Origin of the sequence: Herbaspirillum sp. 1173 (genome assembly GCF_031455335.1) — a bacterium.
In the GTDB taxonomy this organism is placed as follows: domain Bacteria; phylum Pseudomonadota; class Gammaproteobacteria; order Burkholderiales; family Burkholderiaceae_D; genus Herbaspirillum; species Herbaspirillum huttiense.
The window spans coordinates 34,832-60,969 of the sequence record NZ_JAVDSP010000014.1; the positions used below are offsets into that span (position 1 = coordinate 34,832).

Here is a 26,138-nt window from a genome sequence, read left to right on the forward strand (position 1 = left end):
TGCATCATCAACCCGGCGCAATGTCCTGCCCGTCAAGAGCGGCAGCGGCGTCATCAATGCGGAGGCAATTATGTCCAAGAATGTAGGTGTGATCGGTTTGGGAGCCATGGGTTATGGCGTGGCCAGCTCGCTGTTGCGTGCCGGTTTTAATGTGCATGCCTGCGACGTGCGCAAGGAAGTCCTGGACAAGTTCGCCGCCGCCGGTGGCGTGGCCTGTGCCAACCCGGCCGAGCTGGCCGCGAAAGTCGATGTGGTCATCACCCTGGTGGTCAATGCCGCCCAGACCGAGATGGTGCTCTTCGGTGAAAACGGTGCCGTCTCCGCCATGAAGCCGGGCAGCGTCGTCATCTCCAGCGCCACCGTGGCGCCCGACTTCGCCGTCGAGCTGGGCAAGCGCCTGGCAGAAAAGAACCTGCTGCTGCTGGACGCACCGGTCTCCGGTGGTGCCGCGCGCGCCGCTTCCGGCGAGATGACCATGATGACTTCGGGTCCCGCCGACGTCTACGCCAAGATCGAAGACGTGCTGGCCGGCATGGCCGGCAAGGTCTATCGCCTGGGCGACACCCACGGCATCGGCTCCAAGGTCAAGATCATCAACCAGCTGCTGGCCGGCGTGCACATCGCCGCCTCCGCTGAAGCCATGGCCCTGGGCCTGCGCGAAGGCGTCAATCCGGATGCACTGTATGACGTCATCACCCACAGCGCCGGCAATTCCTGGATGTTCGAAAACCGCGTACCGCACATCCTCAACGGCGACTACACCCCGCTGTCGGCCGTGGACATCTTCGTCAAGGACCTGGGCCTGGTGCTCGATACCGCCCGCCGCAGCAAATTCCCGCTGCCGCTGTCGGCCGCTGCACATCAGATGTTCATGATGGCTTCCACCGCTGGTCATGGCGGCGAGGATGATTCGGCCGTCATCAAGATCTTCCCCGGCATCGACCTGCCGCCGGCCAAGGCCAAGTAATCCAGCGTCGTCCCTGCATCTGAATCGAGGAGTTTTCATGTCCACATCCCGTCCCTTGCTCGGTTGTATCGCCGACGATTTCACCGGCGCGACTGACCTGGCCAACATGCTGGTGCGCGGCGGCATGCGCACCGTGCAGACCATCGGCGTGCCCAGCGAAATGCCGGCCGTGGCGGCTGACGCGCTGGTGATCGCACTGAAGTCGCGCACCATTCCCGCTGCCGAAGCCATCGAGCAATCGTTGGCCGCACTGCGCTGGCTGCAGCAGCAGGGCTGCACGCAGTTCTTCTTCAAGTACTGCTCCACCTTCGATTCCACCGACGAAGGCAACATCGGTCCGGTGACCGATGCGCTGATGAAGGAACTGGGCGAGGACTTCACCATCGCCTGCCCGGCCTTCCCGGAAAACGGCCGCACCATCTATCGCGGCTACCTGTTCGTGGCCGATGCGCTGTTGAATGAATCGGGCATGGAAAACCATCCGCTGACCCCGATGACCGATGCCAACCTGGTGCGCGTCCTGCAGCGCCAGACCGAATCCAAGGTCGGCCTGGTGCGCTACGACACCGTGGCACGCGGCGCGGCCGCCACGCAGGAACGCTTCACCGCCCTGCGCGGCGAAGGCGTCAAGATGGCCATCGCCGATGCCGTCTCCGACAAGGACTTGTTCACGCTGGGCGAAGCCTGCGCCGAACTGAAGCTCATCACCGGTGGTTCCGGCGTGGCCCTGGGCCTGCCCGAGAACTTCCGCCGTGCCGGTTTGCTGACTGCTGCCGGTGAAGCCGCGCAACTGCCCAAGGTCGATGGCCTGTCGGTAGTGCTGGCCGGTTCCGCCTCCAAGGCGACCAATGCGCAAGTGGCCGAATGGAAGGCCAAGCGTCCCGCCTTCCGCATCGACCCGCTGGCCCTGGCCCGTGGCGAAGACGTGGTGGCACAGGCGCTGGCCTTTGCCGATGAACGCATCAAGAACGAGCCGGTACTGATTTACGCGACCGCCACGCCCGATGAAGTCAAGGCCGTGCAGAAAGAACTGGGCGTCGCCAAGGCCGGTCACCTGGTCGAACAGGCGCTGGCATCGATCGCCGCTGGCTTGAAGCAACGTGGCGTGCGCCAGTTCGTGGTGGCCGGTGGCGAGACCTCGGGTGCGGTGGTGCAGGCGCTGGATGTGCGCGCCCTGCGCATCGGCCCGCAGATCGATCCGGGCGTGCCGGCCACTGCCACGCTGGATGAACAGCCGGTTGCGCTGGCATTGAAGTCGGGCAATTTCGGCAGCGTCGATTTCTTCGAGAAGGCACTGCGCTATCTCGACGGGAAGACGGCATGAGCCGCAACACCAACGAAAGCGCGCTGCGCGAAGAGATCTGCCGCATCGGCGCTTCGCTCTATCAGCGTGGCTATACCGTCGGGTCGGCCGGCAACATCAGCGCACGTCTCGATGACGGCTGGCTGATCACGCCGACCGACGCCTGCCTCGGTTTCCTCGATCCGGCGGCCATTGCGAAGGTCAATGCGGCAGGGGAATGGGTCTCGGGCGACAAGCCCTCCAAGACCCTGGTCCTGCATCGCGCCATCTACGACAACAATCCCGAGATGCATGCGGTGGTGCATACGCACTCCACGCATCTGGTATCGCTGACCATCAATGGTGTCTACAGCGAGCAGGATGTCTTGCCGCCCATCACCCCGTATTACGTGATGAAGGTCGGCCACATCCCGCTGATCCGCTATGCCCGTCCGGGTGCGCCGGAAGTGGCCGAGCAGGTGGCGAAGATCGCCACGCAAGTGCGTGGCGTGCTGCTGGAGCGGCTCGGTCCGGTGGTGTGGGAAAGCTCGGTCTCCAAAGCCGCCTTTGCCCTGGAAGAACTGGAAGAAACCGCCAAGCTGTGGCACCTGGCCGGTGGCCGTGCCACGCCGCTGGAAGAGCCCGCGCTGCAGGACTTGCGCGACACCTTCAAGGCGCGCTGGTAGCAGTAACGGTAGCGCTCAGGCAGCTTCAGCAACCCATAGCAACAACACGTCATGGCGGACGCAGCCAGTCCGCCATGCCCCGCTTGCGCCCAACGGAAGGTGGTGGGTGCAAGTGGCAGTCAAGCCGGCACAAGACCGGCCAATCAATGCCGGCCTGTGTGCCGTTCCGCAAGGAGCGGCACGCGGGTCCGATTGAATCCATAAATTGCCCGTCAGACCACGGGCACCAAGCAACCAGCGGCCGTGCATAGACAGCCGCGACACTCTTAGGGAGATGTAACACCATGACCACCGCAAGCACTTCCGGCGTCGGACTCGACGTCAACGACAAATCCAAGGACGGACTGTACAAGAAAGTCTTCTGGCGCATCATGCCGTTCCTGATGCTGTGCTACGTGATCGCGTATCTGGATCGCGTCAACGTCGGCTTCGCCAAGCTGCAGATGTCGCAGGACCTGGGTTTTTCCGAGACCGTCTTCGGTCTCGGCGCTGGCCTGTTCTTCATCGGCTACTTCCTCTTTGAAGTGCCCAGCAACATCCTGATGCACAAGGTCGGCGCGCGCATCTGGATCGCCCGCATCATGATCACCTGGGGCATCCTCTCGGCGGCCTTCATGTTCGTGCAGAACGCGACCCAGTTCTACGTCCTGCGCTTCCTGCTGGGCTTGGCCGAAGCCGGTTTCTATCCCGGCATCATCCTGTACCTGACCTACTGGTTCCCTTCGCACCGCCGTGCCAAGGTGATCGCGGTCTTCATGTCCGGCATTCCGGTGGCCGGCATCCTGGGCAACCCGCTGTCGGGCTGGATCATGGATGCGTTCCACAACAATGGCGGCCTGGAAGGCTGGCAGTGGATGTTCCTGATCGAAGCCATTCCGGCGGTCCTGATCGGCGTGGCCACGGTGATGTATCTGGACAACGACGTCAAGAGCGCCAAGTGGCTCTCCGATGAAGAGAAGGCCAGCCTGCAAGCCGACATCGACGGCGATGCCAAGGGCAAGGAAAGCAAGCACGGCTTCGGCGCCATCGTGAAGGATGCGCGTGTCTGGCTGATGTGTCTGATCTACTTCTCCTTCGTCATGGGTCAATACGGCCTGACACTGTGGATGCCGACGCTGGTCAAGGCCACCGGTGTGAAGGGCAACCTGGAAATCGGCTTGCTGTCGGCCATTCCGTTTGGCTGCGCCATCATCGCCATGAACCTGATCGGCCGCAGCGCCGACCGCATGCGTGAGCGTCGCTGGCACCTGGTGATCCCGGCCCTGATGGGTGGCGTGGGCTTCGTGGGTGCGGCGCTGTTCGCCGACAACACCGCGGTCTCGATCGCATCGCTGTCGCTGGCCGCGGCCGGCGTGCTGACCTGCGCACCGCTGTTCTGGTCGCTCCCGACCGCCTTCCTGTCGGGAGCTGCGGCGGCTGTCGGTATTGCCGCCATCAACTCGGTGGGCAACCTGGCCGGTTTCGTCAGCCCCTACCTGATCGGCTACCTGAAGGACCTGACCCACAACAACGCTACCGGCATGTACATGCTGGCAGTGATGCTGGTGGTGGGTTCGATTGCCACGCTGGCCACCAAGCCGGGCATGGTCAACAAGTAATGTGATGTCCCGTTCAAAGCCCGCATGCCTGTGCCTGCGGGCTTTGACGTTTTCTGCACCTTCTGCCTGTGTGGACGCGCGCAAGAGTGTTCGCGCTACACTGGCCCCTTCGTTACCAAGGAGAATCCGATGCTGCGTTTTGCCGCCAACCTGAGCATGATGTATGTGGAACACGATTTCCTGGACCGCTTCGCCGCCGCCGCCAAGGATGGCTTCTCCGGCGTCGAGTTCCTGTTCCCCTACGACTATCAGCCTGAAGAGATCAAGTCGCGCCTGGAGGCCAATGGCCTGACCCAGGCGCTGTTCAATGCGCCCCCGGGCGACTGGGCCGCCGGCGAGCGCGGCATTGCCTCGCTGCCCGGCCGCGAAGACGAATTCAAGCGCAGCATCGAGACTGCGCTGAAGTACGCTTCCGTCATCGGCAACAAGACCCTGCACGTGATGGCCGGCCTGATCAAGCCCGAGCAGGATCGCGCGCGTCACCGTGCGGTGTATCTGGACAACCTGTCGTATGCGGCACACCAGGCCGAATCCGCCGGCCTGACCGTGGTGATCGAGCCGATCAACACCCGCAACATTCCGGGCTTCTTCCTGAATCGCCAGGACGATGCCCAGGCCATCTGTGCCGAAGTGGGCGCGCCCAACCTGAAGGTGCAATTCGACTGCTACCACTGCCAGATCGTCGAAGGTGACGTGGCCGTGAAGTTGAAGCGCGACATGCCCGGCATTGGCCACATCCAGATTGCCGGTGTGCCCGAGCGCCATGAGCCGGATGTGGGTGAGCTGAACTATCCGTATCTGCTCAAGCTGATCGACAGCCTGGGTTACCAGGGCTGGATCGGTTGCGAATACAACCCGGCGGGAGCGACCTCGGCGGGACTGGGGTGGTTGAAGGCGCTGGCTGAGCAAGGCCTGACCACGCTCAAGAAGTGATGGCTTGACGGCTCCGGAACCGGAGCTGGCTGAGATGTGAGAATGCCGTCCGGTGTTGAGCCGGACGGCATTTTCTTTGATTGCGCAGGGCTCAAGCGCAGATAGGGTTGCCTTGTTTTCCGCTCTTGGTGGCACGCGTCGTGCCGGGCTTTTTCACCGGTATCATCTTGGTGATGGCGGCGCGTCGTGGTGCCGGTTTCTTTGTTGCAGGAGCCTGGGCTGATGATGTTTTTACGGTGCCGGATCGTTTGGCTTTGCGCCCCCCCTGAGGTGCGGCAATGCTCAAGCGCAGGTCGAGTGCTCCGAGCAAGCGAAGGACGGTGCCCAGCCTGGGCTCCGCACCCGGCTTGAGGGTCTTGTAGAGGCTTTCACGCCCCAAGCCTGCTTTGCCGGCCACCTCCGCGATACCCTGCGCGCGGATGACGTCATTGAGTGCGGCCATCAGGAAGTCAGGATCGTTCTCTTCGAGCGCAGTCTGCAGATAGGCTGCCATGGTCTCTTTGCTGTCGAGATAGTTCGCCGGATCAAAGTTGGAGATGCGCACTTCTTTTCCATCGATTTTTCGGTGAGTCACTGAAGCCCTCCTTTAGAGAGAGCAATCATTGTATCCACGTGGATACAGACGACCATACGCCGATGATTTCCTTGGACGAATTTCGTGAATGTACGAAAGGGGCAGCAGTGGCGCGTCTCGGTCCCGAGCGAATCAGAACAAATCGATTTCCCCACCCACCGGCTTTGCCTGCAGCTTGGACGCATATTCACGTTCACGGCTGGCCAGATCGGCAGCGGCATCCCTGATCTTCTTGACCAGCACCTTGCCCGTGCGCGGGAAGAAGTGAACCTTGCGCGGCCAGATGTCGTTGAGGTCTTCGGCCACCACGCGGATTTTCTCGGCCGACAGGTAATTCTTGACGAAGGCGGCATTGCGTTCGCCCACGTTCATGGCGTTCATGCCGCGCAGCACCGCGCCACCGCCGAAGACCTTGCATTCCAGGTTCTCGCGCCGGGCACCGGCCTTGAGCACGTCGTTGATCAAGACTTCCATGGCATAGGTGCCGTAGCGCATCGAGGCCGAGACCGGGCTGTCGGCTTCGCCGCCGCCATCAGGCAGCATGAAATGGTTCATCCCGCCCACGCCGCTGACGCGGTCGCGCAGGCAGGCCGAGACGCAGGAACCCAGCACGGTCACGATCATCATGTCCTCGCCGGTATAGAAATATTCGCCCGGCAGGATCTTGGCAGTGTCGCAATTGAAGGCCCGGTCGTGATACCGATACGACGCGAAATTTTCCGGCTTGTTGATGACGGTTTGCATACGGGCCCCTGATCGTTCTTGTGTGCGCCCCGATGAGGGACGGTGAGTGTTGGCGGTCCATGCATTGTCAGTCAGGCACGGCCCACACGATATCGGGGAATTCCCTAGCCCGGAGCATGCTTGTGCACCATCGTTAATAGGGGATATCCGCAATCGCCTTGGGCTCCCGTCCCGTGGTACGCTGCGCCCCCTCGACATGACCCGATCCCGGTCCGCTCTGACGGAGACGATTTGTACAGGCATTCCCCAAATGCCGGAGACAGGTATCGGACAGGCAGTTGAAACCGGCAGGCACCACCCAGGCTACAGGCCTGTACGTGCGCCGTGGCCCCGCGCGGCCACGCCCGGCCGGGCTTGCATTGATCTGCAAGGCCCACATGACGCAGCGCTTTCGCGCCCGCCCTCCACGGCAGGCGCTGTGGCCTGTGACATGCACCGGTTGTCCGACTCCCCGCCACTGTGCAGGGGAGGCAGCCCTCTCTCATCACAAATGGATTAGACAATGTTGAAAAAATCCTTCCTGGCCCTGCTGGGATTCGTAGTTGCGCTGGTCGTCACGCCCGCTTCGCAGGCGGCGGACGTCAAGAAGGTCGACGTGCTGCTGGTCGGCGGCGGCATCATGAGCACCACCCTGGCGGTCTGGCTCAATGAGCTGGAACCGGGCTGGTCGATGGAAATGGTCGAACGCCTCGATGGCGTGGCCGAAGAAAGCTCCAACGGCTGGAACAACGCCGGCACCGGCCATTCGGCCCTGGCCGAACTGAACTACACGCCCGAAGACAAGGACGGCAAGATCCAGATCGCCAAGGCCATCGAGATCAACGAAGCCTTCCAGATCTCGCGCCAGTTCTGGTCGTGGCAGGTCAAGAGCGGCGTGCTGAAGAATCCGCGCTCCTTCATCAATTCCACCCCGCACATGAGCTTCATCTGGGGCGATGACAATGTCGCCTACCTGAAGAAGCGCTACGAAGCCCTGCAGGCCAGCCCGCTGTTTGCCGGCATGCAGTATTCGGAAGACCACGAGCAGATCAAGAAGTGGGTGCCGCTGATGATGGAAGGCCGCGACCCCAACCAGAAGCTGGCCGCCACCTGGACCCCGCTGGGTACCGACGTCAACTTCGGCGAAATCACCCGCCAGTTCGCAGCCTACCTGCAGACGCGTCCCAACTTCGGCCTGAAGCTCTCCAGCGAAGTGCGCGACATCACCCGCAACGGTGATGGCACCTGGCGCGTGGTCTACAAGAACCTCAAGGATGGCAGCACTACCGAGACCGATGCCAAGTTCGTCTTCATCGGTGCCGGTGGCGGTGCCCTGAAGCTGCTGCAGAAGTCCGGCATCCCCGAGGCACGCGACTACGCGGCCTTCCCGGTCGGTGGCTCCTTCCTCATCACCGACAACCAGGACATCGCCCTGCGCCACCTGGCCAAGGCCTATGGCAAGGCCTCCGTGGGCGCGCCGCCGATGTCGGTGCCGCACCTGGATACCCGTGTGCTGGATGGCAAGCGCGTGATCCTGTTTGGCCCCTTCGCCACCTTCTCGACCAAGTTCCTGAAGCAGGGCTCGCTGTGGGACCTGTTCTCGGCGACCACCACGCACAACGTCTGGCCGATGGCCCGTGTCGGTATCGATGAATACCCGCTGGTGGAATACCTGGCCGGCCAGCTGATGCAGTCCGACGATCAGCGTTTCGCCGCGCTCAAGGAATACTTCCCCAACGCCAAAAAGGAAGACTGGCGTCTGTGGCAAGCCGGCCAGCGCGTGCAGATCATCAAGCGTGATGAGGCCAAGGGTGGCGTGCTGAAGCTGGGCACCGAAATCGTGGCCTCGGCCGATGGCAGCATCGCCGGTCTGCTGGGTGCCTCGCCCGGTGCCTCGACCGCCGCGCCGATCATGCTGACCGTGCTGCAGAAGGTCTTCAAGGACAAGCTGGCTACGCCCGAATGGCAGCAGAAGGTGCGCCAGATCGTGCCCAGCTATGGCACCAAGCTCAATGACCACCCGGACCAGGTCGCCAAGGAGTGGGCCTACACCGCCGACGTGCTGCAACTGATGCCGCCGCCGGTGATCGCGCCCAAGGCGGCCGGCCAGACCGGCAAGGCTGGCAGCATGGAAAAGCCAAAAGCCAACGCATCGGCCGATATGGCGCTGTGATGGCGTGATTGCCTGTTTTTCAGGCAATCACGATATGAAGTTTTGTTAGAAAAATGGGTAGCCCGGATTTTCCCGGCTACCCATTTTTTATGGCGGATCGGTCAGGAACGCTTGGCCGCACAAGGCAGGGGCACTGCCAGCAGCCTGGGCCAGAGTTGATCCCATTCGCTCTGGTGCGCCATGCCCTGCACGGTCACCAGTCCGGCGCAGCGGCCGACCTGGTCGACGAAACTGTGCGTGATGGCAGTGGGGATGACGGTATCCTCGGCACCGCTCACATGCAGTTGCGGGATGCGCTCCACCTGCGCCGCCACATCGATGGGATTGAGCGAGCCTGGCATCTGCGAGACCTTGTGCCATTGATTGACGGCCACGTGATCGAGGTTGCCGGCCACCGTGCGGATGGCGCTCACATCCTTGCGCCGCGCCGCCAGCAGCACGGCGATGGCACCGCCGCCCGAGAATCCCACCAGCTCCAGCCGGGCCGGCTGCAGCCGCGCCACATAGCGGCTCAGGGCCTCATCCATGGCACTCACCACCAGCGGGGAATAGCGCAGGCCGGCCCAGTACTCCGGCTGGCAGATCGGATTGCGCGCCATCGGCGTGAACTGGCAGGGCCGCGCCAGATACACCACGTCGCCGCCATCGCTGGCGGCCAGGCGCAGGCCCATGGCGGTATGGGGCGTCGGATCGGGCGAGACCTGATTGCGCGTGATCCAGGCACGGCCATCGCCTTCCAGATACACGCGCAACAGCGGGGCTTTCGGGCGCGCGTGCACGTAGGCCGTCAGCACGAAGGGGCCGCCGCGGACTTCCTCGCGTTGCAGGCCGGCAGGTGCGACCAGGGCATCGGCACGTTGCACGAGATCGGGATCGCTGGCGCAGCCGGCCAGCAGGGCGAGGCTGGCGAGGGCCAGGGCAGGGCGGGGTAGCCGGAACCGGGAGAGGAAAGAGGAGCGCATCGGGCGATTGTCGCCGGAGTGAAAAAGGCCCGCAAGCGCAAGCTGCGGGCCTTGTTTCATGGGCAGGTCAGCATCAGAACAGCCAGCCCACACGTGCGGTCAGTTGATGCATCAGCGAGCGGTCGCGGACTTCGGCGTCATAGCCGAGCGTGCCATAGCTGCCCTGGGCCCCGTTGAAGCGATAGCTCACGCCCAGTTGCACGGCATCGCGATTGGGTGCGGTGCTGGCGGTGGTGAAGCTGGGGCCGCCGGCCACGAAGCTGGCGGTGACATCCGGGTTGCCCGCCAGCTCGTGCAGGTAGCGTGCACGCAGTTGCAGGCGGTCGCCGTTGTCGCTCAGGCGATTGAATTCCACGCCCAGGGTCGGCTGTACCGAATTGGCACGGCTGGACTCCACGTTCTGCGCCAGCGCCGCATTGCCGCTTTCGGTGTAGCCCTCATTGCTCAGGTGCGACAGCCGCAGGCCGGCCAGCCAGCGGCCCGACCAGCGCTGGCTGAGGGCGAAGGGCAGGCCGGCTTCCACGCGGGCACCGACCTGCCAGCCGTTGTAGCTGCCGCTGACGGTCTGGCCGAGGAAGCTGATGGCACGCTGGCTGCTGTAATGATTGCCGCCCACCATGAGCGCGCCGTCGAGCGTCCAGCCATCCATGTCCAGGCCAACGTAGCCGCCCACATGCACCGCATCGACGTTGACGTCATTGCCGCTGGCGTTGTCGCTGCCACGCGTGCCGGCACGCGTGTAGCCGAGCGTGAGGCCGGCCACTTCGCGGGCGGAGAGGTCGGTCTCCATGCCGGCGGCCATGCCGTAGGCGCTGACATCATAGCCATCAGCGCCGGCGCGAGCCTGCTGTCGGCCCCAGGCACCGAGACCTTGCAGCCAGACACGGCCGCGTGCGGCGGCTTCGCCGGTGGCCACGCCGCTGCCACCCTGGCTGGCCACGGGCGCATCGCCGCGTGCGCTGTCCACGCGTCCGGCCACGGCCGAGAAGACGCTGCCCATGGAGACCTGCGCCGCCTGCTGGCTGGCGCGATTGGTTTCCGGTTGCAACTGGCGCACCGCGCTGCGATAGGCGGCGGCCGTGGGCAAGGCATCCAGCGAGGCCAGCAGGTTCTGCACCTGGGCGTTGCTGCTGTTGTTGCCGAGCGCGTCGAGCGCGCGGCCCAGCGGGCTGCCGCTGACGTCGCTCACGCTGGCGGTGCGCCGGGCGGTGAGGATCAGGTCATTGCCCGAGACTTGCAGACCGTAGTCCAGCGTGGCGGTGTCGGCCAGCTGGATCGTCGACACATCGACCGACAGGCCGCTTGCGGCCGAGAGGATGGTCCAGCGTGCGGTATTGGGGACATAGGTCTTGACCACCGGCTGCAGGGTCGCACCGTTGGCCAGCGTGGCGCTGCCGGCTGCATTGATCCGATCGGCCTGCGGTCCCGCCACGGCCACCTGCAGGGTCCCGTTGCTGCCCACGGAGAGATTGCCGCCGACGTTGACGGTGCGCGTGGCCGTACCCTCCGCCGCCTGGAATACGCCATTGATGGCGAGGTTGCCGCTGGTGCCGAAGGCGCCATTGACCTGCAGTACCGCACCCTGGTTGACGGTCATGTTGCTGACGGTGCCGAGGTCGTAATTGAAGCGCGTGACGCCGTCGCGCACGACGTAGTTTTCGAAGCCCGACAGCACCCCGGCCGCAAAGGTTTGCGTGCCGCCGGTGGTGAGCGTGTCGATGCCTGCGCCGCCATTGATGGTGCCGATCACGGTGCCACCCAGCAGTTGCAGTGAATCGTCGCCGTCGCCCATGTCGATGGCCAGACCATTCTTGCCTTCGATGCGGCCGTAGTTGATCAGCGTATCGTTGCCGCCGCCCATCTGCACCGCCGCGCCCGGTACGGTGCTGCCACCCTGGCCGGTGAGCGTGGCCTGGGCGCCGCCGGTGATGACGCCGCTGGCGTTGTTGATGAGCGTGTCATCGTAATTGCCGACCAGACCGATGGCGATGCCCTTGTTGCCGGTGATGCTGCCGTCGTTGACGATATACGCCTTGGCACCACTGACGCCACTGGCCCCGCCGGTGCCGCGCCCGGTGGTGTTGCCGTTGTTGTAGGTGATGCGCGGATTGCTCGGGTCCTTGGACCAGTCATTGCCATCGTCGATGAGGATGCCGTGGGCATCGCCATAGATCACCGCGCCCGCGTGGTTGATGATGGTGCCACCGCCGGCGGCGATGCCATCGGCACCGTTTGGCTGGCCGGTGGAATCGAGGCCGCCTGCGCCATTGCCACGGATGGTCCCCCAGTTTTCGATATAGGCGGTGCCGTCGATATCGACGCCGTCGCCGTCGCCATTGCTGGTGGTAGCGCCATTGCCGAGCACGTCATACACGCGTCCGCTGCCGGCGTAGTTGCCGATGATGGTGCCGTAGTTGAAGACCACGCCATGGCTGTCGAAGCCCACGCCTGAGCCATTGTTGCCGGTGATGACGCCGCCGGCCTGGTTGATCACCACGTTGTTGCTGATGGTCACGTTGCTGCGCGTGCTGCCATCGGCATAGGTGGCGTCGAAGGTGATGCCGGTGGCGCTCAGGCGCGGCGTGAGCTGGATGGCATTGGCGAGATTGCTGTCTGGTGTGGCGGCCACCGGATTACCGCCATCGATGCCGTGGCGCGCACCGGTGATGCTGCCGTAGTTGACGATGACCGCATTGCGGATGCCGTCGTCGATGGAGATGCCATCGGCCGCTTTCGGAGGCGAGCCGCTGGCACAGGCCGACAGGTAATCCGGACAGGAGGTGTTGACCGGGCTGGTAGTGAAGATGCGTCCGTAGTTGGTCAGCAGAATGTTGGAGCCCATCTTGATCGCGCTCGAACTCGACGAACTGATGGTGGCGCTGCTGTTGCTGGCCGAGCCGTTGACGATGGTATTGCCGGCGGTGGAGTAGTCGCCGTTGGCATTGATGGCGTAGTTCTTGCCGTTGTCCGCATTGGTGGGCGTGGGGCCGGTCTGCGAGATGGTGCCGAGGTTGACGATGGAGAAGGTATCGCTGCCCTTGCCGATCAGGATGGTCGGTGTCTTGGCGCTGCTGGAGGAGCTGGTGATGACGCCGCCAGCGGCGTTGTTGAGGATCAGGTTGACCTTCTTGTGGTTGATGCTGATGGCTGTCAGGCCGCTGTTCTGGCCGATGGTGCCGGCGTTGTTGATGGTGACGGTGCTGAGGTTGTCGTTGTCCTGCGAGGTGCGGATGGTGGCCGCGCTGCCGGAAGCCAGGGTGCCGCCGGCATTGACGGTGATGGTATCGGCACCGTTCTTGGTCAGGGTCTTGGCGCTGGTGTCGGTCGTGCCGTTGGCCACCGTGTAGTTGGCCGCCTGGGCAGGGGCATGGATGGCTTGCAGGGCCAGGGCCAGCGGAAGCAGGCGAAGAGGTAAAGAAGAGCGGGCCATGTGCAAAGAAATTGGTAGCAAGTTGTCAAGAACTGAAAGTTTGCTGACAACTTGTGACCGGACCATTACATCGGTCGGCTGCGCGGGGCTTTTCGTCCCTCAGTGTGGTCTTTCTGATAATCTCCTGTCGTGACAAGACGCTGACAATGTAAAGAAGAGGGGGAGCAAGGATGGGAAGGTTCGTCATGCAGACAGGGGCTGTTCATGGATAAATCGCTGTGGAGTTTCCTGCTGCCGCAATGGGATGGCACGGCCTATGGCGGCCTGCAGTGGGTGTTTGCGCTGGTGTTGCTGTTGCTGGTGATCGCACTGCCGCTGCTGCTTTCACGCAGCGCCCGGCCTGCACAGTGGCAGGCGCGGTGGCAAGCGCTGACCGGTGAGCGCGGGCCTCTGCCTGCGACGACCACTCCGGACGAACTGAGCCAGGCCGTGGCCACTGCGCCGGAACGTTGGGCTGCCGCGATGCCGGGCTTGATCCTGATGCTGGGTTTGCTGGGGACCTTCATCGGCCTGGGCCTGGCCTTGACGGCGACGGCCGGCGTGCTTGGACCACAGGCTGCACCGGGTGCGCTGGGAGCGGTAATCGATGCGCTGGGCAGCAAGTTCAAGATTGCCGCGTGGAGCATGCTGGCGTTTCTGATTCTGAAGTCCTGGATGATCTTGCGCGGGCATGAGCAGGCGCGGCTGGCGTGGAGCATCGGCATTCTCAGGGACGTGGCCACTGCGGCTGCGCAAGCGCAGGCGGTGCAACATGCAGAAGAACAGCAACGTCTGGTCGACGCCATCAAGCAAAGCGGACAAGCCCTGCTGGCGGCACAACAGGCCGAGGCGCAGCGCGCGCATCTGCGCCATGGCGAGTGGCTGGAAGTGATGCAGCGCCAGTCCGGACGTTCTTCCTGAGGCGGCGATGAGTCAATCCGATCACGAATGGGTCGCGGCTACCGGGCTGATGGCGGCGCTGGCGGGGGTATTGATCGTCCTGCTGGCGGTGAGCCGGGCGGGTGGTCCCGAGATTGCGCAGCTGCGTGCGGAGGCACCGCAGGTGGCATCCGCTTCGACGCCGGCACCGGCACCGGCTGCCCCCTTGCCTGCTGCAGCACCCACCCCACCGGCGCCTGCAGCGGCTGAAGCTGCACCACCGCCGGCCGCGCCGACGACGGCCCGGCGCGAATCCGACGGACCGGGATTGACGGTCGTGTTGCGCCAGGTGCAGACGGTGTTTGCGCAGCAGGGCGCTTCCAACCTGGTGGCGGTGGATACCGAGGCGGGGAAGATCACCTTGAAAGAGGGCGCGTTCCGTCGCGGCAGTGCTTGCGTGGAGCCGGAAGCGCGGGCCGCGTTTGCACAGGTCGAGGAGCGCATTGCGGAATATTTGCAGCAGCATCCGGCGGGCCGCATCTATGTGGAAGGCCACACGGATGACAAGCCGGTGAAGGCACCGGTGACCGATGTACGCGCGTATTGCACGGTCTACGATGACAACTTCACGCTGTCGGCCGCGCGTGCGCGCGAGGCGCGTTTGCTGCTGATCGGACGCAGTGCGCCGGAAGCAGCGCGCCGCGTGATCGTGGCGGGGTATGGGGATTCGCAGCCGCTGCAGGGATTGACGGCCAGTGATGAACGCAACCGGCGGGTGGAGGTGCGGTTCGTCAATGGGGGGGAGAGGAATTGATCGGAGGTCGTGACGTTGCGCACGTTGCGATCAATTCGGTTTTGTTTTTCTGTTTTTGTGTTATCAGCTGGTGTGATGGGTTGCGTTGATTCAAGCCTGCGAAAGTGATGACAGTGAATCCAGGCGGGCGCAATCCCATCGGCCATCAAGGGCTGCTTGATAGAGCATGCCGAGGGTGATGGGTGGCCTGTCGTAGGAAGCTCGCTTTTTCTTCGAGATCATGAGCAGGAAAATCTCGAGCGGGCTGAAGCCTTCGGGGACAAAATAATGATCAAAATTGTAGTCCCCGTAGTCGATGGAGAATTCTTCAAAGAAGTGCTCCATGAAATCGTCAGCCTCATCGCCGGTAACATCCAGATCGTCGTCAAGTTGAGTATCCCGAGTCAGTCGCTTTTTAGGGCTAGTGGCATTTTCCTTGCGGACCCAAGCTTCCAATCTTTCCCAAGCGATAGCGCGTATCACAAGACCTTGTCTTCCGTTCTGACCCGGCGATTATAGTTCGCAACGGAACGGCTCTTGATCGACGCGACGTTATGGGCCGACACCGCATACCCAATCAGGGGAAGGGCACGACCGACGCACTTGCCGATATTCTTTGTCATCAGCGTGTTCAGCGCTTTGATGCTTTGGTTGTTGAGCGTGGGAAGAATCTTCCTTTTCAAGTCGCCGTTGAGAGATCTGCGTCCCACGATGGACGCCACCGATGTCTGTTTCGTGGCGCCGGAAGGCTTGGTTCTGCCGGGAATCCGATGTCGACCGGCGAGAGCAGCGGCCGCGGCACTGACATCGTCTACGCCAAACTCTTTGCACGTTTCATCGATGAAGACGTAGAAGAGCAGCTCGTTAGGGGAAAGTTGGGTATGCAGGCCAAAGCTGTAGGTATTGTCCATGATTGTCGTTTTCGCGTGTTAAGGGGAACCGCGATCAGACTGAGTGCAAACGACTGAGTTCTGGAATCTGCATCAAGAGGCAAGCGAGTATCGGCAGACTCCATCTCGTGAGTTGTACTGGTTCTATGCACCGATGCCAGGCTTGACTCGGTTGCCGGAGTCTATGCCGGCAACGAATCAGTTCGCTGCTTGCGAGATGGGTGGGGATGTGGGCCGGAGAAGGAGCAAGCCCGAGTGAGCCAAAGAAAGTTGGTGCAGAAACGAAAAACGCCAACCCGAAGGTTGGCGTTTTTCTTGTAACTTGGTGGCCCGGGGCGGAATCGAACCACCGACACAAGGATTTTCAATCCTCTGCTCTACCAACTGAGCTACCAGGCCAAGACGGACAAGTATAGACACTTTAAAAAATTATGCAAGTCCTTTTTGAAAAATAGTTTTCGCCACCCCGTTTATAATCGCCAGCATGACTACCCAAGCACACACCCATACTTCTTCGCCGGCTGCGTCTGGCACTGACATTTGTATCGTCGGCGACGGCGCGGTCGGCAAGACGGCGGCGCTGGGGCTGGCCCAGGCGGGCTTCAAGGTGACCCTGCTGGCCCCTCCGCCTGCGTCCGCCACGCCCGACCCCGCCAGCTGGGACGTGCGCGTCTACGCCCTCAACCATACCGCGCACCGCCTGCTGTCCTCGGTGCGCGTCTGGGACGCCATGGATGCCGCCCGCATCGCGCCGGTGGACAACATGACCGTGCATGGCGATGGCCTGCCCGAGAAAGCCCGCCCCGGCCTGCTTTCCTTCGATGCCTATGCCGCCCGCACCGATGCCCTGGCCTGGATCGTCGAGGACCGCAACCTCGACCAGGCGCTCGACGCCGCCCTGCGCTTCGCCCCCAACGTGCGCGTGCTGCACGGCCGCGCCACCGCGCTGGCAGTGGCCGGTGAAAGCGCCACCCTGACGCTGGAATCCGGCCAGTCGCTGTCGGCCGCGCTGGTGGTCGGTGCCGACGGCGCCAACTCCTGGGTGCGCGGCCAGTGCGATATCGGCCTCGATTACCGCGCCTACGGCCAGAATGCCATCGTCACCAATTTCTCCTGCGAGCTGCCCCATCGCGGCGTGGCCTATCAGTGGTTCAGCCCGACCGAAGGCGTGATCGCCCTGCTGCCGCTGCCGGGCAACCGCGTCTCGCTGGTCTGGTCCGCGCCGCAAGCGCTGGCCGATCAATTGCTGCAGCTGCCGTTGTCGGCCCTGGCCGAACGCCTGGCCCAGTGGGCCGCTCCTGTGCTGGGCACGCTCACGCCGCTGCAGCCCGAAGTGGCCAAGGCCTTCCCGCTGCGCCTGATCAAGCCGCACGCGATGATCGCCCCGCGCGTGGCCCTGATCGGCGACGCCGCCCACGTCGTGCACCCCATGGCCGGCCACGGCATGAACCTGGGCTTCGGCGATGTGGCCGCGTTGATCGACATCCTGCTCAAGCGTGAACCGCAGTACGACTGCGGCGACGAGCGCGTGCTGCGCCGCTATGCCCGCGCCCGCAAGGAAGAAGTGCTGCTGATGCAGATCGCAACAGACGGCCTGCATCGCCTCTTCTCCACCGAGGCCGAGCCGGTGCGCCTGGTGCGCAACCTCGGCATGAGCCTGGTCAACCATCTGCCCATCCTGAAACGCCGCCTCATTGCCCATGCGCTGGGGCAGTAAGGGACGGTGATTTCAGGTAAGGTAGGGCCTCTGGCGAAGCGCGGCGGTACGATGCCTGTCTTCGCCAGCGCAACACCTTCCCCCTACATTGTTGAAAGACATGTGCGAACCCAGTCCCGGCGCGGCTTTGCGGCCGACGTTCCGAAGATTGGGCGCGCGTTTGATTTGAATCAGGACGAGTATGAAAAAATTTTTGACCGCAGGTGCGAGCTCCTTGCGCCATCTGAGCATGGCGGCAGTGCTGCTGGCTTCCACCGTCGTGGGCGTGAGCGCCCATGCGCAAGCCGAGGCCGCCGACAGCACCGAGGCCACCATCAAGAAGCTCATCGAGCCGCGCCTGGGCAAGGATGCCAAGGTCGATGCCGTCACCAAGACGCCCTATGCCGGTCTCTATGAAATCCAGATCGATGGCGACGTCATCTACACCGATGCCAAGGCCCAGTATCTCTTCATCGGCCGCGTGGTCGATTCGCAGACCTATCGCGACTACACCAAGGAAAAGATCGATTCGCTGAACCAGACGCCGTTCTCGGCCCTGCCGCTGGACAAGGCCATCAAGACCGTCAAGGGCAACGGCAAGCGCGTGATCGCCATCTTCGAGGATCCCAACTGCATCTACTGCAAGCGCCTGCACAAGACTCTGCAGGAAGTGGACAACATCACCTACTACACCTTCCAGTACAACATTCTCTCGCCGGATTCCATCGTGAAGTCGCGCAACATCTGGTGCGCACCCAATCCGAGCAAGGCCTGGAACGAGTGGATGGTGAGCGGCAAGGAAGCACCGGCCGCTGCCGCCTCCTGCAACGCCCCGCATGAAGAGGTGCTGGCCCTGGGCAAGAAGCTCAAGGTCACCGGCACGCCGACCATTTTCTTTGCCGATGGCTCGCGCATTCCTGGCGCGGTCGATGCCAAGGGACTGGAACAGAAACTGTCTTCGCTGAAGTAAGCGGATCAACAAAAAGGGCGCTCGCATGTCGAGCGCCCTTCGTTCATCTGCCTTGGTTTTTCCCCGGCAGGGGATTACTTCCCGGTATGCAATTCCATCATGGCCTGTTCGAACTTGCCCTGCACCAGCAGGGGGATGACGTTGAGGCTCTTGTCCAGCGCCTCGTTGATCAGCGCCTGTTCTTCCTTGCGCGGCCGGTGCAGCACGAAGTCGGCCACCGGCTGTTGCAGCCCCAGCGTGCGCGGATGGCCGATGCCCAGCCGCAGGCGCCAGTAGTCTTGCGTGCCCAGGGCCGCAGTGATGTCCTTCAAGCCGTTGTGTCCGCCCGAGGAACCGCCTTTCTTGATCTTGGCCGCGCCCGGCGGCAGGTCCAGTTCGTCATGCACCACCAGCACTTCATCCGGATTGATCTTGTAGAAGCGCGCCAGTGCACCGACCGACTGGCCGGACCGGTTCATGTAGGTCTGCGGTTCCAGCAGCCAGACCTCATTGCCGGCGATGCTGGTCTTGCCCGCCAAGGCGTTGAAACGCTGCTCGCGTGCCAGGCGCACCGGACCGGCGAGATTGTCGACCAGCCAGAAGCCGGCGTTGTGGCGGGTTTGTTCGTATTCCGGGCCGGGGTTGCCGAGGCCGACGATGAGACGGATGGACATGGTGCTGAAGGACGAGGACGCGCAATGCGAAAGCGCCGATTATCCCGGCTTTGCGGCTGCGCGTCCAATCCGCGTGCAGCCGTGCAGGCACCGGCGAGGCCCGCGCCAAGGCACTTTGGCGTGCAATCGCACAATGTCAAGATTGGCTTGGCTGCCTGAATTGCGTATCATCCAACGCTTGTTTTTCTTCACTGCATAAACGCTTAACCGCTTAATTGCTCAACTGTTGACTGGGTTTCACCATGCTGCCTTCTATCGAACAACGACTCGCCCTCGAACTCGCCGCCAAGCCGGTTCAGGTCGCTGCCGCCATCGCCTTGCTGGACGAAGGTGCCACCGTTCCCTTCATCGCCCGCTACCGCAAGGAAGTCACCGGCGGCCTGGACGATGTCCAACTACGTCTGCTGGAAGAACGCCTGCGTTACCTGCGCGAGCTGGAAAGCCGCCGCGCCGCGATCATCGCCTCCATCGAAGAGCAGGGCAAGATGACGCCCGTGCTGCTGGACGCCATCACCCACGCGGAAGACAAGACCCGCCTGGAAGACCTCTACCTGCCCTACAAGCCCAAGCGCCGCACCAAGGCCCAGATCGCCGCCGAAGCCGGCCTGACCGAGCTGGCCGATGCGCTCCTGAATGACCCGGCCTTGAACCCGGAAGAAGAAGCGGCCAAGTTCATCAAGCCCGCCTTCACCACCGACAACGGCGACAACCCCGGCGTGCCCGATACCAAGGCCGCCCTGGATGGCGCGCGCCAGATCCTCATGGAGCGTTTCTCGGAAGATGCCGAGCTGCTGCAGAGCCTGCGCGAATACCTCACCGAGCACGGCGTGGTCGAATCCAAGGTGATCGAGGGCAAGCAGGATGCCGGTGAAAAATTCGCCGACTATTTCGATTACTCCGAAACCTATTCCACCATTCCCTCGCACCGCGCCCTGGCACTGTTCCGTGGCCGCCGCGAAGAGATGTTGAACGTCATCCTGCGCCTGGATACCGAAGAAGAGAAGCCGAAGTGGGATGCCCCGCACAATCCCTGCGAAGGTCGCATTGCTTCACGTTTCGGTGTGTCCAACAAGGGCCGTCCGGCCGACAAGTGGCTCTCCGACACGGTGCGCTGGGCCTGGCGCGTGAAAGTCTTCATGCACCTCGAAACCGAGCTGATGACCAACCTGCGCGAGAAGGCCGAGGCTGAAGCCATCAACGTCTTCGCCCGCAACCTGAAGGACCTGCTGCTGGCGGCACCGGCCGGCCCGCGTGCCACCATGGGCCTGGATCCGGGCCTGCGTACCGGCGTGAAGGTCGCCATCGTGGACGCCACCGGCAAGGTCGTCGCCACCGATACCATCTATCCTCACCAGCCGCGCAATGACTGGAACGGTTCGCTGCATACCCTCTCGCAACTGGCCGAGAAGCACAATGTCTCGCTGATCTCGATTGGCAACGGCACCGCCTCGCGTGAGACTGACAAGCTGGCCCAGGACCTCATCAAACTGCGTCCCGAACTCAAGCTCACCAAGATCGTGGTCTCCGAAGCGGGCGCGTCGGTGTATTCGGCCTCCGAATTCGCTTCCAAGGAATTGCCGGATCTGGACGTGTCGCTGCGCGGCGCGGTCTCGATTGCGCGCCGCCTGCAGGACCCGCTGGCCGAGCTGGTCAAGATCGATCCCAAGTCCATCGGCGTGGGCCAGTACCAGCACGATGTGAGCCAGTCGCAACTGGCGCGCTCGCTGGATGCCGTGGTCGAGGACTGCGTCAACGCGGTGGGGGTCGATGTGAACACCGCTTCCGCACCGCTGCTGGCGCGCGTCTCCGGGCTCAACGCCAGCGTGGCGCAGAGCATCGTGTCCTACCGGGATATGAAGGGTATGTTCAATTCCCGCGCAGCGCTGCGTGAGGTGCCGCGCCTGGGCGACAAGACCTTCGAGCAAGCCGCCGGCTTCCTGCGCGTGATGAATGGTGAGAACCCGCTGGATGCCTCGGCGGTGCACCCGGAATCCTATCCGCTGGTGGAAAAGATCCTGGCCGACATCAAGAAGGATGTGAAGAGCGTGCTGGGCCAGACCTCGCTGTTGAAGGGCCTGTCGCCGGCCAAGTATGCCGATGAGAAGTTCGGTGTGCCCACCGTCACCGACATCTTGAAGGAACTCGACAAGCCAGGCCGTGACCCGCGTCCCGAGTTCACCACCGCCACCTTCAAGGAAGGCGTGGAAGAGATCAAGGACCTGCGCGTGGACATGATCCTCGAAGGCGTGGTCACCAACGTGGCGGCCTTCGGTGCCTTCGTCGACATCGGCGTGCACCAGGATGGCTTGGTCCACATTTCGGCGCTGTCCAACAGCTATGTGAAGGATCCGCACACCGTGGTCAAGGCCGGCCAGGTGGTCAAGGTCAAGGTGCTGGAAGTGGACGAGAAGCGCAAGCGCATCGCCCTGACCATGCGCCTGAACGACACAGCCCCGGCCCCGGGTGCGCGCAATGAACAGCGCGGTGACCGTACCGATTCGCGCCGTTTGTCGCAACACCAGAACCAGCGCGGCCGTGAGCAGGCACCGGCCAACAATGCGATGGCGGCGGCGTTTGCGAAGTTGCGTGGGTGATGTTTTTTTGTGATGGTTTGTGATGTCGAGGGCGGTCTTTCTCACGCCTTTCGATGTCATGAAAAATAAGTAAAAAGAGGCTGTCTCCCAAGAGAGACAGCCTCTTTTTTATTAGTTTTTGCGAATTGGCTTTTGCAGCTCAGCGCGACTGCAAGGTGCGATTACGCACTGGTGCTGATCCGCGTCTGGCTCACCGACACTGAAATACTGACAGTCGTCTCGCTGGCCACCAGCGTACCGCCCTGGCCATCCGCATTGCCTTCGCTGCCCGATCCGTCCTCACCCTCCTGCTTGCCGCCCTTGACCTTGTTGATGAAGTCGCCCAGCGCCTTCTGCACCAGGTCATAGGTCTTGTCGATGTTGCTGGCAATATCGCCTTGCAGCACGTTCAGGCTCTCCAGGATGCCGCGTGCTTCCTTGAAGCCCTGGTCGACACCCTTGAAGATCAGGTTCATGTAGTCGTCGATGTTGCTGGCATCTTCCTTGTCCGGATTGTTCTGCTTGTAGAGCTCGAACATGTTGGTGATGAAGGAGACGATACGGCCGGCCGTTGCCTCCGGCGAATTGTCCTGGGTCGATGCGGTCTGGATGGCGTTGTCGCCCAGCTGCGGACGCAGGATATCGTTGATGTTCTCGATGGCGGTCTTGTAGACCAGCGACAGCGGATCGTTCTGCGTCTGCAGCGATACCTCCAGCGAGGATTGCACGATGGAGAGATTGAACTGGGCCTTGGCGCCGCTCACGGTGAGCAGGTTGGCTTGCTTGGCCTGGGCGATCTTGTCGCCGCCGCTGCTGTCGCCGGCGGTGGCGGGCAGCTTGTCGTTGTCTGACGCTGCGGCAGAGGTCGACGAAGTGGAAGAAGGGGTGACGGGCAGCAGGGACTTGTTGTCCACGCCGCTGGTGTTGCCGATAGCCATGACGGTCTCCTGAAAATGAAAGGGGATCCGGGCATCAGAGGGGGAGACGGATCCACGGAGGCGAAACTGCGCACCATGCGCATCCACTCCATTCCTGCATAACGGCCTGTTCAAAGCGGACTTGATATTGACAGAAATTTACACCTGTCAGTTTCTGGGGGACTTCGTTGACAAGTCTGCATTGCACCCGCGCAATCTTTGGAAAAGCCTTGCTGGAAGCGGGTTTGCGGCGATACCGTGCGTGCCGTCGGGCTGACCGCGACGGACGCAGGCGATCAAGAAAAAATGTAACGAAATGTGCGCGAGATGCTGGCAGCGGGATTTCAATTGCATTGGGGTAATGAAATCGCGCTGGCAGCACGACAATGAGGGCGCACGGATGCGCTGAATGAAAACGCCGCGTATCGATACGCGGCGTTCAACGCGGGCGTTGCACCCGCTCCATCAATCCTCACTCCATCACGAACAAGCGCCGATGCTCGCGAATGGCATAGCGATCGGTCATGCCGGCGATGTAGTCGGCGACTTTGCGCGCCTGCTTGTCGAGACGCTGGGTTTCGTCCGTGATGCCCTTGACCTGATAGTCCGGCGGCAGCAGGCTGGGCTGAGAGGTGAAGGCCTCGAACATCTCGGCGATGATGCGGCGTGCCTTGGCCGTCATGCGATTGACCTGATAGTGGCGGTAGAGCTTCTCGCGCAGGAATTTTTTCAGTATCGCGGCTTCGGCGGCCATCGCATCGGAGAAGGCGATGAGCTGCGGCGCATTGCGCACATCCTCGATGTCGCGCGGGGCGATCTCGGCGATGCGGCTGCGCGAGGTCTGGTTCAGGTCGACGATGAGCGCATTGATCATGCGGCGCACGGTCTCATGGATGACGCGGCGTCCGGTGATGCCGGGATAGGCCTGTTCGACTTCGCGCAGATGGCGTGCGAAGAAATCGACTTCGCTCATCAGCTCCATGGTCAACAGGCCGGAGCGCAGGCCATCGTCGATGTCGTGATTGTTGTAGGCGATCTCATCGGCCAGGTTGGCCAGCTGCGCTTCCAGCGAGGGCTGCTTCTTTTCCAGGAAGCGCACGCCGATCTCGCCCAACTGGCGCGCATTGTGCAGGGAGCAGTGCTTGAGGATGCCTTCGCGCGTCTCGAAGGTGAGATTGAGGCCATCGAAGGCAGCGTAGTGCTGCTCCAGCTCATCGACCACGCGCAGGCTCTGCAGGTTGTGTTCGAAGCCGCCGTGATGCTTCATGCAGTGGTTGAGCTCGTCCTGCCCGGCATGGCCGAAAGGCGTGTGGCCGAGGTCGTGGGCCAGCGAGATGGCTTCCACCAGGTCTTCGTTCAGTTGCAGGTTGCGCGCGCAGGAGCGGGCGATCTGGGCGACTTCGATGCTGTGGGTCAGGCGGGTGCGGAACAGGTCGCCTTCATGATTGACGAAGACCTGCGTCTTGTATTCGAGACGGCGGAAGGCGGTGGAGTGGACGATGCGGTCACGGTCGCGCTGGAATTCGCTGCGCGAGCCCGGTGGCGTTTCACTGAAGCGCCGGCCTCGCGAACTTGCCGAGTGGGCGGCATAGGGGGCGAGATGGTCGGGCGCTTCAGTGTGCATGTCATTCTCCGGTACAGGCCGCCAGGGTTTGCAGGAGCAGTTCCTGCGGCGCGTTGGTAATCAGGGGACTGCCCAGCGGCTTGATCAGGATGAACTTGATCGCACCGCCTTCGTTTTTCTTGTCCACTTCCATCAGGTCCAGCCAGCGTTCGGTGCCCAGATTCGGAGCCACCGTCGGCAGGCCGGCCGCGGCGGTCACGGCGCGGATGCGCTCGCGCGTGGCGCCATCGATATAGCCCAGGCGCTGCGACAAATCGGCCGCCATCACCATGCCGCAACCGACGGCCTCGCCATGCAGCCACTGGCCGTAGCCCAGGCCATTCTCGATCGCATGGCCGAAGGTGTGGCCGAAGTTGAGGATGGCGCGCAGGCCACCTTCGCGTTCGTCCTGGCGCACCACCTCGGCCTTGATCTCGCAGGAGCGCTGGATGGCATAAGCCAGGGCGGCGTCATCCTTGGAGACCAGGCGCGCCATATTGGTTTCGATCCAGTCGAAGAAGGGTGCATCAATGATGGCACCGTGCTTGATGACTTCGGCAATGCCGGCCGCCAGTTCGCGCGGGGGCAGGGTGTGCAGGGTAGCGGTATCGGCGATCACGGCCTGCGGCTGGTAGAAGGCGCCGATCATGTTCTTGCCCAGCGGATGGTTGATGCCGGTCTTGCCGCCCACCGAGGAATCCACCTGCGACAGCAAGGTCGTGGGCACTTGCACGAAGGGCACACCGCGCATGTAGGAGGCGGCCGCAAAGCCGGTCAGGTCGCCGATCACGCCGCCGCCCAGGGCGATGAGGGTGGTCTTGCGGTCGCACTTGTCGGCCAGCAGACGATCGAAGATCTTCATCAGGCTGGCCCAGTTCTTCTCTTCCTCGCCATCGGGCAGCACGATCTCGGTGACCTGCTTGCCTGCCGCGCGTAGCGCTTGCGCCACCTTGTCGAGGTAGAGCGGACCGACCTTGTCATTGGTGACGATGGCCACGCGCTTGCCCTTGACGTATTGCGGCAAAAGCGTGGCGTCATCCAGCAGGCCGCGGCCGATGTGGATGGGATAGCTGCGTTCGCCGAGGTCGACGTTGAGGGTCAGCGAGGCAATCGTGGTAGCGGCGGGAGCGATGTTCTGGTTCATGCTGCGAAGATTCGGTTCGGTGCTGGCGGCACCATGGAAGATCTGGGTGGAATGACTGCGGGACAGCGTGGTGCTGCCGTCCGCGCCTTGCGTCAGGACCGCGCTGTGACTCTCGAATACGACGGTTTCGTCAGGTTCCGGTTCGGCCAGCCAGGAACCGTCCTTGGGCGAGAGTTCCAGATGGCTGATGATGGTCTGCACCAGGAATTGCACGTTGGGCCGGTTGGTCTCGACCACGAAATCGGCCACTTCGCGATACAGCGGATCGCGCTGGCGCGACAGCTCTTCGAGCTTGCGGCGCGGATCGGCGGTCTGCAGCAGCGGGCGGTTCTTGTCGCGGCCGGTACGTTGCAGGATCTGGTTGATGCTGGCGCGCAGGTAGACGACGGTGCCGCCCTTCTTGAGGTTCTCGCGATTCTCGGCACGCAGGACGGCGCCGCCGCCGGTGGCCAGCACGATGTCGGGCTGGGCCGCGAGCTCGCGGATGATCTCGGCTTCGCGGCGACGGAAGTTCTCCTCGCCCTCGATCTCGAAGATCACCGGGATGGTGGCACCGGTCCGCGCTTCGATCTCGTGGTCCGAATCGACGAAGCGCTTGTTCAGCTTTTTGGCCAGGGCCCGGCCTATGGTGGTCTTGCCGGCTCCCATCAGGCCGACAAGGAAAATGCTTCCCGTCATATCTAAGAATTCTGCGCTTTGCGCTACTGGCCAAT

Annotated in this window: 21 protein-coding genes and 1 tRNA gene; 11 read left to right on the top strand and 11 right to left on the bottom strand. The window is 62.9% G+C overall.

The window, feature by feature from the left end:
* The first annotated feature begins 70 nt into the window (after nt 1-70).
* The 5 genes from ltnD to otnI all read left to right on the top strand — a co-directional run bounded on the left by ltnD (nt 71) and on the right by otnI (nt 5,466).
* A complete protein-coding gene (gene ltnD, locus J2X56_RS26095; protein ID WP_121040563.1) occupies nt 71-967 on the top strand; it encodes an L-threonate dehydrogenase in 897 nt (298 codons plus the stop codon).
* Between the two features lie 37 nt (nt 968-1,004).
* On the top strand, nt 1,005-2,291 hold the full coding sequence (otnK, locus tag J2X56_RS26100) for a 3-oxo-tetronate kinase (RefSeq protein WP_121040561.1): 1,287 nt from the start codon (nt 1,005-1,007) through the stop codon (nt 2,289-2,291).
* Nucleotides 2,288-2,935, top strand: coding sequence for an aldolase (locus J2X56_RS26105; protein WP_008332714.1), 648 nt, complete (start codon nt 2,288-2,290; stop codon nt 2,933-2,935). The genes otnK and J2X56_RS26105 overlap by 4 nt, the downstream gene beginning before the upstream one ends.
* Before the next feature lie 284 nt (nt 2,936-3,219).
* On the top strand, nt 3,220-4,533 hold the full coding sequence (locus J2X56_RS26110) for an MFS transporter (protein ID WP_204726991.1): 1,314 nt from the start codon (nt 3,220-3,222) through the stop codon (nt 4,531-4,533).
* A gap of 129 nt (nt 4,534-4,662) precedes the next feature.
* The gene (gene otnI, locus J2X56_RS26115) at nt 4,663-5,466 is read left to right on the top strand and encodes a 2-oxo-tetronate isomerase (RefSeq protein WP_008332711.1); all 804 of its coding nucleotides are present in this window, start codon (nt 4,663-4,665) and stop codon (nt 5,464-5,466) included.
* 91 nt (nt 5,467-5,557) lie between these two features.
* Here the strand turns inward: otnI and J2X56_RS26120 are convergent, their stop codons facing one another.
* A complete protein-coding gene (locus tag J2X56_RS26120; protein WP_310164004.1) occupies nt 5,558-6,040 on the bottom strand; it encodes an addiction module antidote protein in 483 nt (160 codons plus the stop codon).
* A 132-nt stretch (nt 6,041-6,172) separates the two neighbouring features.
* Nucleotides 6,173-6,784: a chemoreceptor glutamine deamidase CheD gene (gene cheD / locus J2X56_RS26125; RefSeq protein ID WP_310164006.1), complete on the bottom strand. Its 612-nt coding sequence runs from the start codon at nt 6,782-6,784 to the stop codon at nt 6,173-6,175.
* 502 nt (nt 6,785-7,286) lie between these two features.
* Between cheD and mqo the strand changes: the two genes are divergently transcribed.
* Complete coding sequence (mqo, locus tag J2X56_RS26130; RefSeq protein ID WP_034341505.1) at nt 7,287-8,936, top strand: malate dehydrogenase (quinone); 1,650 nt, start codon at nt 7,287-7,289, stop codon at nt 8,934-8,936.
* 101 nt (nt 8,937-9,037) lie between these two features.
* On the opposite strand, the gene J2X56_RS26135 is transcribed toward mqo, so the two are convergent.
* Nucleotides 9,038-9,898 carry an alpha/beta hydrolase gene (locus J2X56_RS26135; protein WP_209569367.1) on the bottom strand — a complete coding sequence of 287 codons (861 nt, stop codon included), beginning with the start codon at nt 9,896-9,898 and terminating at the stop codon, nt 9,038-9,040.
* Nucleotides 9,899-9,971: 73 nt separating this feature from the next.
* A complete protein-coding gene (locus J2X56_RS26140; protein ID WP_310164013.1) occupies nt 9,972-13,328 on the bottom strand; it encodes an autotransporter domain-containing protein in 3,357 nt (1,118 codons plus the stop codon).
* 204 nt (nt 13,329-13,532) lie between these two features.
* On the opposite strand from J2X56_RS26140, the gene J2X56_RS26145 reads away from it, so the two are divergent.
* Together J2X56_RS26145 and J2X56_RS26150 are read left to right on the top strand one after the other, a co-directional pair.
* Nucleotides 13,533-14,228, top strand: a complete 696-nt coding sequence (locus tag J2X56_RS26145; protein WP_310164017.1) for a hypothetical protein — start codon at nt 13,533-13,535, stop codon at nt 14,226-14,228.
* Nucleotides 14,229-14,235: 7 nt separating this feature from the next.
* Entirely contained in the window at nt 14,236-15,000 is a 765-nt protein-coding gene (locus J2X56_RS26150) for an OmpA family protein (RefSeq protein ID WP_310164019.1), read from the top strand.
* Between the two features lie 90 nt (nt 15,001-15,090).
* On the opposite strand, the gene J2X56_RS26155 is transcribed toward J2X56_RS26150, so the two are convergent.
* The 3 genes from J2X56_RS26155 to J2X56_RS26165 all read right to left on the bottom strand — a co-directional run bounded on the left by J2X56_RS26155 (nt 15,091) and on the right by J2X56_RS26165 (nt 16,268).
* Entirely contained in the window at nt 15,091-15,435 is a 345-nt protein-coding gene (locus J2X56_RS26155) for a DUF1493 family protein (protein ID WP_310164022.1), read from the bottom strand.
* A 23-nt stretch (nt 15,436-15,458) separates the two neighbouring features.
* Nucleotides 15,459-15,890 (bottom strand): STM2901 family protein, encoded by a 432-nt coding sequence (locus tag J2X56_RS26160; protein ID WP_310164025.1) that lies wholly within the window; start codon nt 15,888-15,890, stop codon nt 15,459-15,461.
* A gap of 302 nt (nt 15,891-16,192) precedes the next feature.
* Nucleotides 16,193-16,268: transfer RNA gene (locus J2X56_RS26165), tRNA-Phe, on the bottom strand.
* Between the two features lie 85 nt (nt 16,269-16,353).
* Here J2X56_RS26165 and J2X56_RS26170 point away from each other — a divergent pair.
* Both J2X56_RS26170 and J2X56_RS26175 read left to right on the top strand, forming a co-directional pair.
* Complete coding sequence (locus J2X56_RS26170; protein WP_310164027.1) at nt 16,354-17,586, top strand: UbiH/UbiF family hydroxylase; 1,233 nt, start codon at nt 16,354-16,356, stop codon at nt 17,584-17,586.
* 181 nt (nt 17,587-17,767) lie between these two features.
* Nucleotides 17,768-18,535, top strand: coding sequence for a DsbC family protein (locus tag J2X56_RS26175; protein WP_121040538.1), 768 nt, complete (start codon nt 17,768-17,770; stop codon nt 18,533-18,535).
* Nucleotides 18,536-18,609: 74 nt separating this feature from the next.
* Here the strand turns inward: J2X56_RS26175 and pth are convergent, their stop codons facing one another.
* Complete coding sequence (gene pth, locus J2X56_RS26180) at nt 18,610-19,188, bottom strand: aminoacyl-tRNA hydrolase (RefSeq protein ID WP_034331266.1); 579 nt, start codon at nt 19,186-19,188, stop codon at nt 18,610-18,612.
* A 242-nt stretch (nt 19,189-19,430) separates the two neighbouring features.
* Between pth and J2X56_RS26185 the strand changes: the two genes are divergently transcribed.
* Nucleotides 19,431-21,782 (top strand): Tex family protein, encoded by a 2,352-nt coding sequence (locus J2X56_RS26185; RefSeq protein ID WP_034331269.1) that lies wholly within the window; start codon nt 19,431-19,433, stop codon nt 21,780-21,782.
* 161 nt (nt 21,783-21,943) lie between these two features.
* Here the strand turns inward: J2X56_RS26185 and J2X56_RS26190 are convergent, their stop codons facing one another.
* From J2X56_RS26190 to aroKB, 3 genes are all read right to left on the bottom strand, one after another.
* Nucleotides 21,944-22,699: a DUF5610 domain-containing protein gene (locus J2X56_RS26190; RefSeq protein WP_121040536.1), complete on the bottom strand. Its 756-nt coding sequence runs from the start codon at nt 22,697-22,699 to the stop codon at nt 21,944-21,946.
* A 451-nt stretch (nt 22,700-23,150) separates the two neighbouring features.
* The gene (locus tag J2X56_RS26195) at nt 23,151-24,302 is read right to left on the bottom strand and encodes a deoxyguanosinetriphosphate triphosphohydrolase (RefSeq protein WP_121040534.1); all 1,152 of its coding nucleotides are present in this window, start codon (nt 24,300-24,302) and stop codon (nt 23,151-23,153) included.
* A gap of 1 nt (nt 24,303) precedes the next feature.
* Nucleotides 24,304-26,103 (bottom strand): bifunctional shikimate kinase/3-dehydroquinate synthase AroKB, encoded by a 1,800-nt coding sequence (aroKB, locus tag J2X56_RS26200; protein ID WP_121040532.1) that lies wholly within the window; start codon nt 26,101-26,103, stop codon nt 24,304-24,306.
* Between the last annotated feature and the right edge of the window lie 35 nt (nt 26,104-26,138).

Coding starts and splice junctions, on each gene's coding strand:
- ltnD (WP_121040563.1), top strand. CDS start 71: ATGTCCAAGAATGTAGGTGTGATCGGTTTGGGAGCCATGGGTTATGGC.
- otnK (WP_121040561.1), top strand. CDS start 1,005: ATGTCCACATCCCGTCCCTTGCTCGGTTGTATCGCCGACGATTTCACC.
- J2X56_RS26105 (WP_008332714.1), top strand. CDS start 2,288: ATGAGCCGCAACACCAACGAAAGCGCGCTGCGCGAAGAGATCTGCCGC.
- J2X56_RS26110 (WP_204726991.1), top strand. CDS start 3,220: ATGACCACCGCAAGCACTTCCGGCGTCGGACTCGACGTCAACGACAAA.
- otnI (WP_008332711.1), top strand. CDS start 4,663: ATGCTGCGTTTTGCCGCCAACCTGAGCATGATGTATGTGGAACACGAT.
- cheD (WP_310164006.1), bottom strand. CDS start 6,784: ATGCAAACCGTCATCAACAAGCCGGAAAATTTCGCGTCGTATCGGTAT.
- mqo (WP_034341505.1), top strand. CDS start 7,287: ATGTTGAAAAAATCCTTCCTGGCCCTGCTGGGATTCGTAGTTGCGCTG.
- J2X56_RS26135 (WP_209569367.1), bottom strand. CDS start 9,898: ATGCGCTCCTCTTTCCTCTCCCGGTTCCGGCTACCCCGCCCTGCCCTG.
- J2X56_RS26140 (WP_310164013.1), bottom strand. CDS start 13,328: ATGGCCCGCTCTTCTTTACCTCTTCGCCTGCTTCCGCTGGCCCTGGCC.
- J2X56_RS26145 (WP_310164017.1), top strand. CDS start 13,533: ATGGATAAATCGCTGTGGAGTTTCCTGCTGCCGCAATGGGATGGCACG.
- J2X56_RS26150 (WP_310164019.1), top strand. CDS start 14,236: ATGAGTCAATCCGATCACGAATGGGTCGCGGCTACCGGGCTGATGGCG.
- J2X56_RS26160 (WP_310164025.1), bottom strand. CDS start 15,890: ATGGACAATACCTACAGCTTTGGCCTGCATACCCAACTTTCCCCTAAC.
- J2X56_RS26170 (WP_310164027.1), top strand. CDS start 16,354: ATGACTACCCAAGCACACACCCATACTTCTTCGCCGGCTGCGTCTGGC.
- J2X56_RS26175 (WP_121040538.1), top strand. CDS start 17,768: ATGAAAAAATTTTTGACCGCAGGTGCGAGCTCCTTGCGCCATCTGAGC.
- pth (WP_034331266.1), bottom strand. CDS start 19,188: ATGTCCATCCGTCTCATCGTCGGCCTCGGCAACCCCGGCCCGGAATAC.
- J2X56_RS26185 (WP_034331269.1), top strand. CDS start 19,431: ATGCTGCCTTCTATCGAACAACGACTCGCCCTCGAACTCGCCGCCAAG.
- J2X56_RS26190 (WP_121040536.1), bottom strand. CDS start 22,699: ATGGCTATCGGCAACACCAGCGGCGTGGACAACAAGTCCCTGCTGCCC.
- J2X56_RS26195 (WP_121040534.1), bottom strand. CDS start 24,302: ATGCACACTGAAGCGCCCGACCATCTCGCCCCCTATGCCGCCCACTCG.
- aroKB (WP_121040532.1), bottom strand. CDS start 26,103: ATGACGGGAAGCATTTTCCTTGTCGGCCTGATGGGAGCCGGCAAGACC.